This window comes from Streptomyces sp. NPDC005302 (genome assembly GCF_040607345.1).
Lineage (GTDB): Bacteria > Actinomycetota > Actinomycetes > Streptomycetales > Streptomycetaceae > Streptomyces.
Genome location: NZ_JBEXGN010000007.1, coordinates 181315 through 195403, shown reverse-complemented (window position 1 = coordinate 195403; position 14089 = coordinate 181315). Strand labels below are relative to the sequence as shown.

At 72.1% G+C, this 14089-nt stretch carries 11 protein-coding genes; 8 read left to right on the top strand and 3 right to left on the bottom strand.

Going from position 1 to position 14089, the window contains the following annotated elements; genetic code table 11:
- Nucleotides 1-38: 38 nt before the first annotated feature.
- From ABZT74_RS13290 to thrS, 3 genes are all read left to right on the top strand, one after another.
- A complete protein-coding gene (locus tag ABZT74_RS13290) occupies nt 39-605 on the top strand; it encodes a DUF4365 domain-containing protein (protein ID WP_355866015.1) in 567 nt (188 codons plus the stop codon).
- Nucleotides 602-1819 carry a hypothetical protein gene (locus ABZT74_RS13285; protein WP_356434667.1) on the top strand — a complete coding sequence of 406 codons (1218 nt, stop codon included), beginning with the start codon at nt 602-604 and terminating at the stop codon, nt 1817-1819. Before ABZT74_RS13290 ends, ABZT74_RS13285 begins: the two co-directional genes overlap by 4 nt.
- A 113-nt stretch (nt 1820-1932) precedes the next feature.
- Entirely contained in the window at nt 1933-3909 is a 1977-nt protein-coding gene (gene thrS, locus ABZT74_RS13280) for a threonine--tRNA ligase (RefSeq protein WP_355866021.1), read from the top strand.
- A gap of 34 nt (nt 3910-3943) precedes the next feature.
- On the opposite strand, the gene ABZT74_RS13275 is transcribed toward thrS, so the two are convergent.
- Entirely contained in the window at nt 3944-4603 is a 660-nt protein-coding gene (locus tag ABZT74_RS13275; protein WP_356177094.1) for a potassium channel family protein, read from the bottom strand.
- A 67-nt stretch (nt 4604-4670) separates the two neighbouring features.
- Here ABZT74_RS13275 and ABZT74_RS13270 point away from each other — a divergent pair, with 67 nt between their 5' ends.
- Together ABZT74_RS13270 and ABZT74_RS13265 are read left to right on the top strand one after the other, a co-directional pair.
- A complete protein-coding gene (locus ABZT74_RS13270; RefSeq protein WP_355866027.1) occupies nt 4671-5231 on the top strand; it encodes an HIT domain-containing protein in 561 nt (186 codons plus the stop codon).
- A gap of 149 nt (nt 5232-5380) precedes the next feature.
- The gene (locus tag ABZT74_RS13265) at nt 5381-5884 is read left to right on the top strand and encodes a DUF4232 domain-containing protein (RefSeq protein ID WP_356434664.1); all 504 of its coding nucleotides are present in this window, start codon (nt 5381-5383) and stop codon (nt 5882-5884) included.
- 41 nt (nt 5885-5925) lie between these two features.
- Here the strand turns inward: ABZT74_RS13265 and ABZT74_RS13260 are convergent, their stop codons facing one another.
- Nucleotides 5926-7593, bottom strand: coding sequence for a hypothetical protein (locus ABZT74_RS13260; RefSeq protein WP_356434662.1), 1668 nt, complete (start codon nt 7591-7593; stop codon nt 5926-5928).
- A 157-nt stretch (nt 7594-7750) separates the two neighbouring features.
- Nucleotides 7751-9946 carry an elongation factor G-like protein EF-G2 gene (locus ABZT74_RS13255; protein WP_356434659.1) on the bottom strand — a complete coding sequence of 732 codons (2196 nt, stop codon included), beginning with the start codon at nt 9944-9946 and terminating at the stop codon, nt 7751-7753.
- 218 nt (nt 9947-10164) lie between these two features.
- On the opposite strand from ABZT74_RS13255, the gene pgsA reads away from it, so the two are divergent.
- The 3 genes from pgsA to ABZT74_RS13240 are packed head-to-tail and all read left to right on the top strand — an operon-like array spanning nt 10165 to nt 13051.
- Nucleotides 10165-10887 (top strand): phosphatidylinositol phosphate synthase, encoded by a 723-nt coding sequence (gene pgsA / locus ABZT74_RS13250; protein WP_355866460.1) that lies wholly within the window; start codon nt 10165-10167, stop codon nt 10885-10887.
- A complete protein-coding gene (locus ABZT74_RS13245; RefSeq protein WP_356177090.1) occupies nt 10884-11894 on the top strand; it encodes a phosphatidylinositol mannoside acyltransferase in 1011 nt (336 codons plus the stop codon). Before pgsA ends, ABZT74_RS13245 begins: the two co-directional genes overlap by 4 nt.
- A complete protein-coding gene (locus tag ABZT74_RS13240) occupies nt 11891-13051 on the top strand; it encodes a glycosyltransferase family 4 protein (protein WP_356177089.1) in 1161 nt (386 codons plus the stop codon). Before ABZT74_RS13245 ends, ABZT74_RS13240 begins: the two co-directional genes overlap by 4 nt.
- Nucleotides 13052-14089 lie beyond the last annotated feature (1038 nt).

The following is a 14089-nucleotide window of genomic DNA, read 5'->3' as shown; positions in this document are numbered from 1 at the left end:
ACGCGCGGATACACCAAGCCTGGAAGGCTGTTGGACTCATGGCACTCGCCCAGCCCGAACGGGGCGGGCTGCTGCCCCAGCGGACGGCACCCCATCGCGGCTCACTCGCCACCACCGCCTGCATGGAGACCCTGCAGGTGGGCTACCTGCACGCCGTGGCGGCGGCGGCCGGCTGCTCGCTGTCCCAGCCGTTTCCCGACAACGGCATCGACTGGCACGTCAGCCACAGCGCCCCCGGGCACACGGTCGACGACGAAGTCACCATCAAGGTGCAGCTCAAGTGCACGTACCAGATACCGCCCGACCCACCGGGGCCCGCGTTCTCCTTCACGCTCGACAACCCCCACCTGGCGAAGCTCGCGCGCACCCCGGTCTCGGTGCACAAGATCCTGGTCGTGATGCTCGTGCCCAGATCCCAGGACGACTGGCTGCGTGCCGGCCACGACCGGCTCGACCTGCGGCACTGCTGCTACTGGATCAACCTCGCCGGGCACGCCATCACGGGCCGGCGCCGGACCACCGTCCGCATCCCGACGGCCCGGATCTTCGACGACCGTGCCCTCTGCGAGATCATGACGAGGGTCGGGACGGGAGGCAGACCATGACACACCGCCCGATCGACGAGCCGCTGCGACCGGTGAGGCCGCACCCCGCCGAAACCCTCTGGGACGACCCTCCGGCCCCCGACCGGGTCGACCCGGCCGTGCTCGGCGCCCTCCTGCAACGCCACGGCTGGCGGCGGCGCGGGGGAGCTCCGGGACGGTACGGCAGGTGGACACCACCCGGGCCCGGGGGCGGCGGCACCAGCCTGCTGGTGCCGGAGAACCGGGCCTTCCCCGACAGCGACGACCTGCTCGGCGAGGCACTCGTCGCGCTCGCCCGCAGCGGCTCGCCGTCCGCGCGCGACGTGCTGCTCGCGCTCGCCGTCCCCAGCGACGAGATCCGCTGGTGGCGTGATGTGCCCACCGGACCCGCGGGCGCCGCGCCCTGGACCGTCGAGGAGCAACTGCGCGGGGCCGCCCGGCAGATGCTGCTCGCCGCCGCGCTCGCCACCCGCGCGCGTGCCGGCTACTACGGCGCCCGGCACCGCAGGTCCGCCGCCGCCTCCCTGGACAGCGTGCTGGTCGGCGCCGAACCGGGCGGCCGCCGCCTCACCGCGTTCGTACCGGTCGCCACCGGCCGGCCGCTCGCCGTCCGCCTGCACCAGGCGCTGTACGCGGCCCGCGAGGCGATCGACTACCAGCGGGCCACCGGCGGGATGGACGCCTTCGACGCGGCCGTCGAGGCCGGCGTCAGCCACGAGCTGATGGAAGCCCTGGTGGCTCTCGTGCGGGGGACGGAGGGCGCCCGGATCGCCGTCGAGTGGTCGCCCGCCGAAGGTGTTCCCGAGGGCGGGGCGAACCCCGCCGAGGCCGTCGAGTTCTCACCCGGCGACCTTCCCGTGCTCCGCGAGGCGGGAGCCCGGTATCTGCGCGAGGAGCCGTCCGTGCCCGTACGCGTCACCGGCGCGGTCGTCAGGATGTGCCGGTCGGGTCCGCGCGGCGCGGGCACCGTACGGCTGCGGGTCATCGCCGGCGCGGAGGTCCCGCACGTACGGGTCACCCTGGACGAGGAGGCCTACCGGATAGCGGGCCAGGCCCATCTGGTCGGGCTGCCGGTGCGTGTGCACGGACGCCTGGAGAGCCGCGGCGGCTTCCGGAGGCTCACGGACGCCTCCGGTGTCGTCCCGGTACAGGTCGACGAGGCCGAGCGGGACCGGCTGATGAAGTCGTTGCAGGAGAACCTGGACTTCTTCGAGGAGGCCTGCAGCGGGGACTGAGGGCGCTCCGTCCACAACCCTTTCGCGGAGGGGTCCCCGGGCTCGGTAGGATTCGGGGCATTGCCATGCCATGCCGTATGTGGTGTGGAGTCGCCTTCAGTCAGGAGAGTCCGGTGTCAGAGGTCCGTGTGGTCATCCAACGCGATTCCGAGCGGGAAGAGCGCGTGGTGACGACGGGCACTACGGCCGCCGAGCTCTTCGCCGGGCAGCGCAGCATCATCGCCGCCCGCGTGGCCGGCGAGCTGAAGGACCTCGCCTACGAGGTGCGTGACGGCGAGGAGGTCGAGCCCGTCGAGATCTCCTCCGAGGACGGCCTGAACATCCTGCGCCACTCCACCGCGCACGTCATGGCCCAGGCCGTGCAGGAGCTCTTCCCCGAGGCCAAGCTGGGCATCGGCCCGCCGGTCAAGGACGGCTTCTACTACGACTTCGACGTCGCGAGGCCCTTCACACCCGAGGACCTCAAGGCCGTCGAGAAGAAGATGCAGGAGATCCAGAAGCGCGGCCAGCGCTTCTCCCGCCGCGTCGTCACCGACGAGGACGCCCGCGAGGAGCTCGCCGCCGAGCCGTACAAGCTGGAGCTCATCGGCATCAAGGGCTCCGCGTCCTCGGACGACGGCGCGGACGTCGAGGTGGGCGGCGGCGAGCTGACCATCTACGACAACCTCGACGCCAAGACCGGCGAGCTGTGCTGGAAGGACCTCTGCCGCGGTCCCCACCTGCCCACCACCCGCAACATCCCGGCGTTCAAGCTCATGCGCAACGCCGCCGCGTACTGGCGCGGCAGCGAGAAGAACCCCATGCTCCAGCGCATCTACGGCACCGCCTGGCCCTCCAAGGAGGAGCTGAAGGCGCACCTCGAGTTCCTCGCCGAGGCGGAGAAGCGCGACCACCGCAAGCTGGGCAACGAACTGGACCTGTTCTCCATCCCGGAGCAGATCGGCTCCGGCCTCGCCGTCTTCCACCCCAAGGGCGGCATCATCCGCCGGGTCATGGAGGACTACTCGCGCCGCCGGCACGAGGAGGAGGGCTACGAGTTCGTCTACACCCCGCACGCCACCAAGGGGAAGCTCTTCGAGACCTCGGGCCACCTGGACTGGTACGCCGACGGCATGTACCCGCCCATGCAGCTCGACGAGGGCGTGGACTACTACCTCAAGCCCATGAACTGCCCGATGCACAACCTGATCTTCGACGCGCGCGGCCGTTCGTACCGTGAACTGCCCCTGCGCCTCTTCGAGTTCGGCACCGTGTACCGGTACGAGAAGTCCGGCGTCGTGCACGGTCTGACCCGTGCCCGCGGCTTCACGCAGGACGACGCGCACATCTACTGCACCAAGGAGCAGATGGCGGAGGAGCTCGACAAGACGCTCACCTTCGTCCTGAACCTGCTGCGCGACTACGGCCTCACCGACTTCTACCTGGAGCTGTCCACCAAGGACCCGGAGAAGTTCGTCGGCTCGGACGAGGTCTGGGAAGAGGCCACCGAGACGCTGCGCCAGGTCGCCGAGAAGCAGGGCCTCCCGCTGGTCCCGGACCCGGGCGGCGCCGCCTTCTACGGCCCGAAGATCTCCGTGCAGGCCAAGGACGCCATCGGCCGCACCTGGCAGATGTCGACCGTGCAGCTCGACTTCAACCTGCCCGAGCGCTTCGACCTGGAGTACACCGGCCCGGACGGCTCCAAGCAGCGCCCGGTCATGATCCACCGCGCGCTCTTCGGTTCCATCGAGCGCTTCTTCGCCGTGCTTCTCGAGCACTACGCGGGCGCGTTCCCGGCGTGGCTGGCGCCCGTCCAGGCGATCGGCATCCCGATCGGCGACGCGCACGTCGAGTACCTGCAGAAGTTCGCCGCGGAGGCCAGGAAGAAGGGCCTGCGCGTCGAGGTCGACGCCTCCTCGGACCGGATGCAGAAGAAGATCCGCAACGCGCAGAAGCAGAAGGTGCCCTTCATGGTCATCGCGGGCGACGAGGACATGGCGGCCGGCGCCGTCTCGTTCCGCTACCGCGACGGCTCGCAGGAGAACGGCATCCCGCTCGACGAGGCGATCGCCAAGATCGCCCGCGTCGTCGAGGAGCGCGCGCAGGTCTGATCCGCGGCCACAGCCGACGAGGCCCCCGGGAAGCTCAGCTTCGCGGGGGCCTCTCGTCGTCGCCCTCACGGGAGAACACCTGCAGCAGCCACGACGAGAACGAGCCCGTCACCGCGCCGAGCAGGGCCAGCCCGCACACCATCATGGCCACGGCGATCACCCGTCCCCGCGCCGTCACCGGCGTCACGTCCCCGTAGCCCACCGTCGCCAGCGTGGAGCACGCCCACCAGACGGAGTCCCCGAAGGTGCGGATCGTCGCGTCCGGCGCCTCACGTTCCGCCTGGTAGACGGCGAGCGCCCCCGAGAAGCCGAGCAGGAGCACCGCGATGCTCGCGTAGAACATCACGCGGGAGTACAGCGGCAGCCGGGGCTCCCCGCGCCGCCGCTGCACCGCGTCGTAGAGCCGGACGACCCGCAGCGGCCGCAGCAGCGGCAGGATCAGCACCACGGTGTCCAGCGCGTGCGTCCGGACGAACGCGAGGCCGCGCCCGCTCAGCCGCCAGAGCACCAGGTAGTCGGCGAGGAACATGGCCCAGGTGGCCGCGATCACGATCAGGCAGACGTTCCGGGCATCGCGCGGCAGACCGGGGCCCAGCACATGGACCGCGTAGGCGGTCAGGAACAACATCGACGCGATCCCCAGCGGTACCTCGGTGCGTTGCCGCCAGCGGACCGTGGGGCTGTCGTCGTCCATGGCCCCAGCTTGGCCGCAGGCGCCTTTCCCGGGCACCCGCCGACACGCCGCGAACGGGCGAAGCAATATGCTGCACCACATGACGAGTGAGCCGGAGCAGCAGATCGGAGTGGGAACGCAGGACGCGTTCCAGCGCCTTTGGACGCCCCACCGGATGGCTTACATCCAGGGCGAGAACAAGCCCACCGGCCCGGGGGCCGACGACGGCTGTCCCTTCTGCTCGATCCCGGCCAAGTCCGACGAGGACGGGCTGATCGTGAAGCGCGGCGAGCAGGTGTACGCGGTGCTGAACCTCTACCCGTACAACGGCGGGCACCTGATGGTCGTGCCCTACCGGCACGTCGCCGACTACACGGACCTCACCGCTCCCGAGACCGTGGAACTGGGCGAGCTGACCAAGCAGGCCATGACCGCCCTGCGGACCGCCTCCGGCGCGCACGGCTTCAACATCGGCATGAACCAGGGCACGGTCGCCGGCGCCGGTATCGCCGCCCACCTGCACCAGCACATCGTGCCCCGCTGGGGCGGCGACACGAACTTCATGCCGGTCGTCGGCCACACCAAGGTCCTCCCGCAGCTCCTCGCGGACACCCGCAAGATGCTCGCGGACTCCTGGCCCGCCTCCTAGGCGATCGCCTCCCGGGCATCGGCCGTTTCCGCCACCGGGGCATCACCCGTACGAGGGGAATGCGGCGGGGCGCGACTGCGCGGGGGGTTCCGGCGGACAGGTCAGAGGTGCTCGCCCGGATCCGCCGGGACCACAGGAGGGGGACGCCCGTGCGTCGTCGCAGCGCCCTGATCGCCGTCACCGCCGCTCTGTTCGCCGGTGGGGCGGGACTCGGAACGGCACAGGCGTCGTCACCTACGGCTGTCGGCGCGGCTCCGTCCGCGTGCCGCCCGGCGAACCACACCGCCAAGATCACCGCGAGCCCCGCCCACTCGGGGCACCGCCACTACCGGGTCACCCTGACCGCCGCGCCCGGGTACGCGCCCTGCCGACTGGCGGGGTCACCGGCCGACGTGCGGTTCCACCACCACGGTTCCCCCCGCGGGGTCACCGCCGGCCGGTACGGCTCGCAGCGCGCGATGGTCACCTTCGGCCCGGGGCGTCCGGTGCACTTCGACATCCGGGTGCCGGGCCGTCCCGGCGGTGTCCGGGCCGACGAGGCGACCTTCACGCTCAAGGCCCCGGACGGGGTGATCCCCGGCGAGTCCAGTGCCCGTGGCCCGCTCGTCGTCGGGGCCGGCACCGTCATCGGTCCGGTCCGTCCCGGAGCCTGACCCGGGGGCGGGGCGGGCCGTCTCCGGCCCGCCACCTGGCCCTACGCGTCGTACAGATCGGCCTTGCGCGGCGCGGCGTCCTGCACGGCGGTACTGAGGAACGACGAGCGGCTGCCGAACTTCTCCGTGTCCGCGCCGTTCTCCTCCAGGACCCTGATCGCCGCCGCGTGCACCACGCGCAGCACCGGCGTCGCGGCGCGCAGCGCGTCGTCCGCCATGAAGCGGTGCCGCCACGGCTGGTCGGCCCACGCGTGCCGCAGTCCGAACGGCTCGGGCAGCGCCAGGGATCCGCCCAGCCAGTCCAGGAGCGGCGGATACCAGCTGAGGGGGGCCCGCGCGGCCAGCCGTACGACCTCGTCCGCGGTGACCAGCGGCAGGCTCACCTTGCGGGTCTCCCAGAACCGGACGGTCTTCGCGACCTCCTTGGTCGGGGCCCCCGGCTTCGTGGTGAACAACGAGTTCACCGGTCCCAGCGCGTGACCCGTGACCTCGATGCGCAGCGTCTCGTGCAGCACCGTCACCGTGATCAGCATCGTGATGACCAGCTGGCCGTCCCAGAGCGTCCACTGCACTCCGAGGTAGTGCCGGTCGCCGCTGCCGAACTGCTGCTTGTTGCAGATGTCCTGGATGGCGTGGTTCCGGACCGTGTACGCGTCCACGTCCGTGCCGCCCGGCCGGGACACCGCCTTCGCGTTCTCCCCGATCGGCGTGACCACCCAGTGCTTGAGCGAAGGCGCCGGGAAACCACCGGTGTTGAGCGGTCCGCGCTCCAGCATGCGCAACTGGTCGTGGATGCTGCGGATGACGTCCCAGCTGCGGAACGGGTGGATCTCCTTGGCCGCGTCCCGGGGCACCAGGTCCTCGGCGAGCTGCCAGCTGCCCCAGCGCGTCCCCATGCCGAGAATGCCCTTGGGGCCCGCGTAGAACACGGAGTTGGACTGCTGCTCGGCACTGAGGCGGGCGAGGGACTGGCGCAGCCGCTCGGCCGCCGTCTCACCCGGGCTGCCGGGGACCGCCTCCGGAATCTTGGCGCCGAGACCGCCGCCCGACAGGAGGCTGTCCCAGCGGGCGCGCAGGTCCTTGGCCGTCCGCTCGCAGATCTGCTTGGCCCACAGCCAGCCGACGACGGGCAGGACCACCGACGCGCGTCCGTACCAGCCCCAGAAGCCCGTGAACGGCATCCGCAGGAGGAAGAGGACGGCGAGGGCGCCGGCGGCGAGCAGGAGTGTGGTGCCGAGGGCGGAGGCGCGCTTGTTCTCGCTCTTGGCGATCTGCGTGCGGATCGTGAAGACCAGCAGCCACACCACGAGACCCGGCAGGAACAGCAGCCCGCAGAGCACCATGACGGCCGACAGCCAATTGTCGCGTTCCCGGCGGATGTTGGTCGCCGCCAGGCAGTGCTCCACGACGGCCTGCGGCTCGGTGCCGAAGGACTGGATGAGCGGCTTGCGGCCGACGCCCAGCATGCGGCCGGTGACCGCCGTCGAGAAGGCCTCGCCGAGATTCGGCGCGAGCAGTTTGATCCGCGGGGCCTTGACGGTGGACTGATGCCATTCGTTGTCGGCCTTGAGGATCTCCGTGACCGGACTGTCGCGGTACGCCGCCGAGGCCAGGGCGAAGGTCGCCGCCGTCTGCCCCGCGGAGCCCGTGAGCGGCACCTGCGCCCCGGGAGTGAAATCGAAACCCTCGAACGTCACTTCCGCCCCCATCGCCGCCGCACCCGCTCCTGCGGCTTTCCCGACTTCGGTGCTCCGCACACCTGTTGATCAGGTCATCGTCTTGATCAGGTTCTCAGAGTAACGGGCATGACCGACATTCGTCGGCGGACGGCCGAAGCCGTCCGCCGACGAACGGCGCCCCGAACCCTCAGGAGTCCGGGGTGCGTTCACGGATCCGTTCGGCGATCTGCTGCGGCATCGGCTCGTGCCGCGCGTAGTGCCGGTCGAACCGCGCGGTGCCGTGCGAGATGGACCGCAGATCGACGGCGTACCGCCCGATCTCGATCTCCGGCACCTCCGCCCGTACGAGCGTGCGCCCGCCGCCCGCCTGCTCGGTGCCGACGACCCGGCCGCGCCGCCCCGACAGATCGCTCATCACGGCGCCCACGTAGTCGTCGCCGACCAGCACACTCACCTCGGCCACCGGCTCCAGGAGGTGGATCCTGGCGTCGGCCGCCGCCTCGCGCAGTGCCAGCGCGCCCGCCGTCTGGAAGGCGGCGTCGGAGGAGTCCACCGAGTGCGCCTTGCCGTCGCGCAGCGTGACCCGCACGTCGATGAGCGGATAGCCCGCCGCCACACCCCTGGCCGCCTGGGCGCGCACGCCCTTCTCGACGGACGGGATGAACTGACGGGGCACCGCGCCCCCGACGACCTTGTCCACGAACTCGATGCCCGAGCCGTTCGGCAGGGGTTCCACCTCGATCTCGCAGATCGCGAACTGGCCGTGCCCGCCGGACTGCTTGACGTGCCGGCCCCGTCCGCTGGACGTGCCGGCGAAGGTCTCGCGCAGGGACACCTTGTGCGGGACCACGTCGACCTGCACGCCGTAGCGGTTGCGCAGCCGCTCCAGCGCGACGTCCGCGTGGGCCTCGCCCAGGCACCACAGGACGACCTGGTGGGTGCTCGGATTCTGCTCCAGCCGCATGGTGGGGTCCTCGGCGACCAGCCGTCCGAGCCCCTGGGAGAGCTTGTCCTCGTCCGCCTTGCTGTGCGCCTCGATGGCGAGCGGGAGCAGCGGGTCCGGCATCCGCCAGGGCGCCATGAGGAGCGGGTCGTCCTTGGCCGAGAGGGTGTCGCCGGTCTCGGCGCGGCTCAGTTTGGCCACGCTCGCGAGATCGCCCGCGATGCAGTGGGTCAGAGCCCGCTGCTGTTTGCCGAACGGCGCGGACAACGTGCCGATCCGCTCGTCGACGTCGTGGTCCTCGTGGCCGCGGTCGGTGAGCCCGTGCCCGGAGACGTGCACCGTCGCGTCCGGGCGCAGTGTCCCCGAGAAGACCCGGACCAGGGACACCCGGCCGACGTACGGGTCGGACGCCGTCTTCACCACCTCGGCCACCAGCGGGCCGTCCGGGTCGCACGCCGCGACCTCGCGCGCCGCTCCGTCCGGCGTGGTCACCGAGGGCGCCGGGCGCTCCAGCGGGGTGGGGAAGCCGCCCGTGACCAGTTCGAGCAGCTCGACCGTGCCGAGGCCCTGCCGGGCGCCCTCGGCGGCCGGGGCGGCGGCCAGCACCGGGAAGAAGGTGCCGCGGGCCACGGCCCGCTCCAGGTCCTGCACGAGCGTCTTGAGGTCGATCTCCTCGCCGCCCAGGTAGCGGTCCATGAGGGTCTCGTCCTCGCTCTCGGCGATGATTCCCTCGATCAGCCGGTTGCGGGCGTCCTCGATGAGCTGCCGCTGCTCGGGACCCGGTTCCGCCTCCTTGCGTTCTCCGGAGGCGTAGTCGAACAGCCGCTGGGTCAGCAGGCCGATCAGGCCGGTCACGGGCGCGTGCCCGTCCGGCGCCTCGGGCCCCCGCAGCGGCAGATACAGGGGCAGGACGGCGTCCGGGTCGTCCCCGCCGAACGCCTCGGCGCAGATCCGGGTCATCTCCTCGAAGTCGGCCCTGGCCGATTCGAGGTGGGTGACCACGATGGCGCGCGGCATGCCGACCGCCGCGCACTCCTCCCACACCATCCGGGTCGAGCCGTCCACGCCGTCCGAGGCCGAGACGACGAAAAGGGCCGCGTCCGCCGCGCGCAGACCGGCCCTCAGTTCCCCGACGAAATCGGCGTACCCCGGGGTGTCCAGAATGTTGATCTTGTATCCGTCCCAGTCGACGGGGACCAGGGAGAGCTGTACCGAGCGTTGCTGCCGGTGCTCGATCTCGTCGTAGTCCGAGACGGTGCCGCCGTCCTCCACGCGGCCCGCCCGGTTCACCGCTCCCGCCGTCAGCGCGAGAGCCTCCACCAATGTCGTCTTGCCCGCTCCGCTGTGGCCGACCAGCACCACGTTCCGTAGGGAAGCGGGGTGGTCGGCCGCCGTAGCCCTGCCGGCGGCTCCGGGGTGTGCGTTCGCCTTGTCGCCCATGGCCTTGCCTCCCGTGCACGGTGAGGTCACTGTGGGCGCGGACATGCTCAGGCCGCGTGCGGTGGCGGCACCGGTGACGCCCGCGGTGTCTTCGAGCTTCGCACTCGCGTCACGGTGCGTCCATACAGCGGACGCGACGGCGCCGGGACACCGATGGGATCGCGTCGTGACACGGGGTGCGGGTGCCCGGCCGTCGCACAAGCGCACGCGTGACTACGATGGGGCGGCCGGTGGCCAGCAGGGGCCGCACGGCGACACCGACCCTCGGGAAGGCCATGCTGAACAAGTACGCGCGTGCATTCTTCACGCGTGTCCTCACACCGTTCGCCGCGTTTCTCATCCGCCGGGGGGTAAGCCCCGACACGGTCACCTTCCTGGGCACGGCCGGAGTGATGGCGGGCGCACTGGCCTTCTTCCCGCGGGGAGAGTTCTTCTGGGGCACGATCGTCATCACGCTGTTCGTGTTCTCCGACCTCGTCGACGGGAACATGGCGCGCCAGCTCGGCCGCTCCAGCCGCTGGGGGGCCTTCCTGGACTCCACGCTCGACCGGGTGGCCGACGGCGCGATCTTCGGCGGCTTCGCGCTCTGGTACGCGGGCAACGGCGACAACAACGTCCTGTGCGCCGTCTCGATCTTCTGTCTGGCCAGCGGCCAGGTGGTGTCGTACACCAAGGCGCGCGGTGAGGCGATCGGTCTGCCGGTCGCCGTCAACGGTCTCGTGGAGCGCGCCGAACGACTGGTGATCTCCCTGGTCGCGGCCGGACTGGCGGGCCTGCACGCGTTCGGCGTGCCCGGCATCCAGGTGCTGCTGCCGATCGCGCTGTGGATCGTCGCCGTCGGCAGTCTCGTCACGCTGGTCCAGCGCGTCGTCACCGTCCGCCGGGAGTCCGCCGAGGCGGACGCCGCCGCGGCCGCGACGAGCAGCGAGGCCACCTCGTGACCAGCCTCCAGGACCGGCTGGCGGACGGCGCCTACGCGCTCGGCTGGGGCACCGTCAAGAAGCTGCCCGAGCCCGTCGCCGTGCGCCTCGGCCGGACGATCGCGGACCTCGCCTGGAAGAAGCGCGGCAAGGGCGTGCGGCGTCTGGAGAGCAACTACGCGCGCGTGGTGCCCGACGCGACACCGGAACGCCTCGCGGAGCTCTCCAGGGCGGGCATGCGCTCGTACCTGCGCTACTGGATGGAGTCGTTCCGGCTCCCCGCGTGGAGCGCGGACCGGGTGCGGGGCGGCTTCGAACCGAAGGACCTGCACCACCTCACCGACGGGCTCGCCGCCGGCAAGGGCGTCATCCTCGCCCTGCCGCACATGGCCAACTGGGACCTCGCCGGCGCCTGGGTCACCACCAAGCTGGAGACGCCCTTCACGACGGTCGCCGAGCGCCTCAAGCCCGAGTCGCTGTACGACCGGTTCGTCGCCTACCGCGAGGGCCTCGGCATGGAGGTCCTGCCGCACAGCGGCGGCACCGCCTTCGGCACGCTCGCCCGGCGGCTGCGCGACGGCGGACTGGTCTGCCTGGTCGCCGAACGCGACCTGTCCACGTCGGGCGTCGAGGTGCGGTTCTTCGGCGAGGCGACCCGGATGCCGGCCGGACCGGCCCTGCTCGCCCAGCAGACCGGCGCCGCGCTGCTGCCCGTGACGCTCTGGTACGACGACTCGACCGTCATGCAGGGCCGGGTCCATCCGCCCGTCGAGGTTCCCGCGTCAGGCACCCGTGCCGAGAAGACGTCTGTCATGACACAGGCGATGGCCGACGCCTTCGCCACGGGAATCGCCGACCACCCGGAGGACTGGCACATGCTGCAGCGGTTGTGGCTCAAGGACCTCGACCCCGGGAAGGCTTCCCCGGAGTCCCTCGCTCAGGAATCCGCGAACCCGGGGCATCCCGTGAATCCCGAGCCCCCCGTGACCCCTGTGACTCCCGTGACTCCCGAGAAGAGGACTCCGTGAGGATCGGCATCGTCTGCCCGTACTCCTGGGACGTCCCGGGCGGCGTCCAGTTCCACATCCGGGACCTGGCCGACCACCTCATCGGCCTGGGGCACGAGGTCTCCGTCCTCGCCCCCTCGGACGACGACACCCCCCTGCCGCCGTACGTCGTCTCGGCGGGCCGCGCGGTCCCGGTGCCGTACAACGGCTCGGTCGCCCGGCTGAACTTCGGCTTCCTGTCGGCCGCGCGGGTACGGCGCTGGCTGCACGACGGCACCTTCGACGTGGTCCACATCCACGAACCGTCCTCGCCGTCCCTCGGTCTGCTGACCTGCTGGGCCGCGCAGGGCCCGATCGTCGCGACCTTCCACACGTCCAACCCGCGCTCCCGGGCGATGGTCGCCGCGTACTCGATCCTCCAGGCCGCCCTGGAGAAGATCAGCGCACGCATCGCGGTCAGCGAGTACGCGCGCCGCACGCTCGTCGAGCACCTCGGCGGGGACGCGGTCGTCATCCCGAACGGCGTGGACGTCGACTTCTTCGCCCGTGCCAAGCCCAAGCCGGAGTGGCAGGGCGACACGATCGGCTTCATCGGCCGCATCGACGAACCCCGCAAGGGTCTGCCGGTGCTCATGAAGGCACTGCCGAAGATCCTCGCCGAGCGGCCGCAGACGCGGCTCCTGGTCGCCGGACGCGGCGACGAGAAGGAGGCCGTGGAGTCGCTGCCCGCCGAGATGCGCTCGCGCGTCGAGTTCCTCGGCATGGTCAGCGACGAGGACAAGGCCCGCTTCCTGCGCAGCGTCGACCTGTACATCGCGCCCAACACGGGCGGCGAGAGCTTCGGGATCATCCTGGTCGAGGCGATGTCCGCCGGCGCGCCGGTGCTCGCCGCCGACCTCGACGCCTTCGCCCAGGTCCTCGACCAGGGCGCGGCCGGTGAGCTGTTCGCCAACGAGGACGCGGACGCCCTCGCCGCGGCCGCGGTACGCCTGCTCGCCGACCCGGAGCGCCGGGCCGAACTGCGGGAGCGCGGGAGCGCCCATGTGCGGCGCTTCGACTGGTCGACGGTCGGCGCGGACATCCTCTCCGTCTACGAGACGGTGACGGACGGCGCGGCGGCGGTGGCCACGGACGAACGCACGGGCCTGCGCGCCCGGTTCGGGATGGCCCGGGACTGACGGCACGGGGACCGGGGGCGGAGGCTCCGGGGCTCCGGCGGCGCACCTGCGCGCGGTGCTCACCGGCCTGCGGGCCGTAATTCGGCGTGGGCCGCGGGATGTTGACGCCCCCTGGATCCACTGCGGCCGGTCGGGTGGCCCCACCCGCCGTGCCAGTAGCCGGCCCACGGAGACTAGGGCCCTTGTGTCGGAGGGCGACACCAGGGCACCTCGCCGCCGACGCCGGTGCTCTGCCACGCGAAGCGACGGAGCCCGTCGTGGCGGACCGCCGCGACAAGCCCGTGAGACCGGGCCTCGTGGCGGATGTGCGGCCCCGACCGCCGAGCAGCACAGGCTCCTGGCGGGAACCCGGCCTCGGGGACTGTTCCGGCCGTCGTCGGCGTACGGACCCCTGGGCCGTCAATGCCGACGGGAGCGCCACAGCACCGTGACGCCGGGGCCGTCGGTCCGCCGTGTGAAGCGCCGGGGGGCGAAGCTGCCGGCGGGCGAGGCGAGCCCGCGAGACGGGGCATCGCGGCTGATGTGCCCAACTCCCGTCGTCGAGGCGTAGGGGGCCGCTTTCAGCCCTGTCGGCGTCCCCGGCCTCGTCGGCCACGACGTACGTCCGGGCCGCCTGGCCCACCCGGCGGCCCGGCGGCACGCCCCATCCGCCCCGCGCCCCCGAAACCCGCGCCCCACATCGGTCGCCCCGGCTCCCGCCCCACCCGACTCCTGCTCCCCCCGCCCCCGGGCTCCTGCCCCCAGGGTCCGCCCCCCCCGGCTCCCGCCTCACCCGGCTCCCGCCACCCGGCTCCCGCTCCCTCCGGGCTCCCACCCCTCCGGGCTCCCACCCCTCCGGGCTCCCACCCCTCCGGGCTCCCACCCCTCCGGGCTCCCGCCCCACCCGGCTCCTGCTCCCCCCGTCCCCGGGCTCCCGCCCTCCGGTCCCGCCCTCCGGTCCCGCCCTCCGGGCTCCCGCCCCTCCGGGCTCCCGCCCCTCCGGGCTCCCGCCCCTCCGGGCTCCCGCCCCTCCGGGCTCCCGCCCCTCCGGGCTCCCGC

Bases quoted from the DNA above. Each gene is read 5' to 3' on its own strand.
- ABZT74_RS13290 (WP_355866015.1), top strand. From the start codon at position 39: ATGGCACTCGCCCAGCCCGAACGGGGCGGGCTGCTGCCCCAGCGGACG.
- ABZT74_RS13285 (WP_356434667.1), top strand. From the start codon at position 602: ATGACACACCGCCCGATCGACGAGCCGCTGCGACCGGTGAGGCCGCAC.
- ABZT74_RS13275 (WP_356177094.1), bottom strand. From the start codon at position 4,603: ATGGACGACGACAGCCCCACGGTCCGCTGGCGGCAACGCACCGAGGTA.
- ABZT74_RS13270 (WP_355866027.1), top strand. From the start codon at position 4,671: ATGCTGCACCACATGACGAGTGAGCCGGAGCAGCAGATCGGAGTGGGA.
- ABZT74_RS13260 (WP_356434662.1), bottom strand. From the start codon at position 7,593: ATGGGGGCGGAAGTGACGTTCGAGGGTTTCGATTTCACTCCCGGGGCG.
- ABZT74_RS13255 (WP_356434659.1), bottom strand. From the start codon at position 9,946: ATGGGCGACAAGGCGAACGCACACCCCGGAGCCGCCGGCAGGGCTACG.
- pgsA (WP_355866460.1), top strand. From the start codon at position 10,165: ATGGGGCGGCCGGTGGCCAGCAGGGGCCGCACGGCGACACCGACCCTC.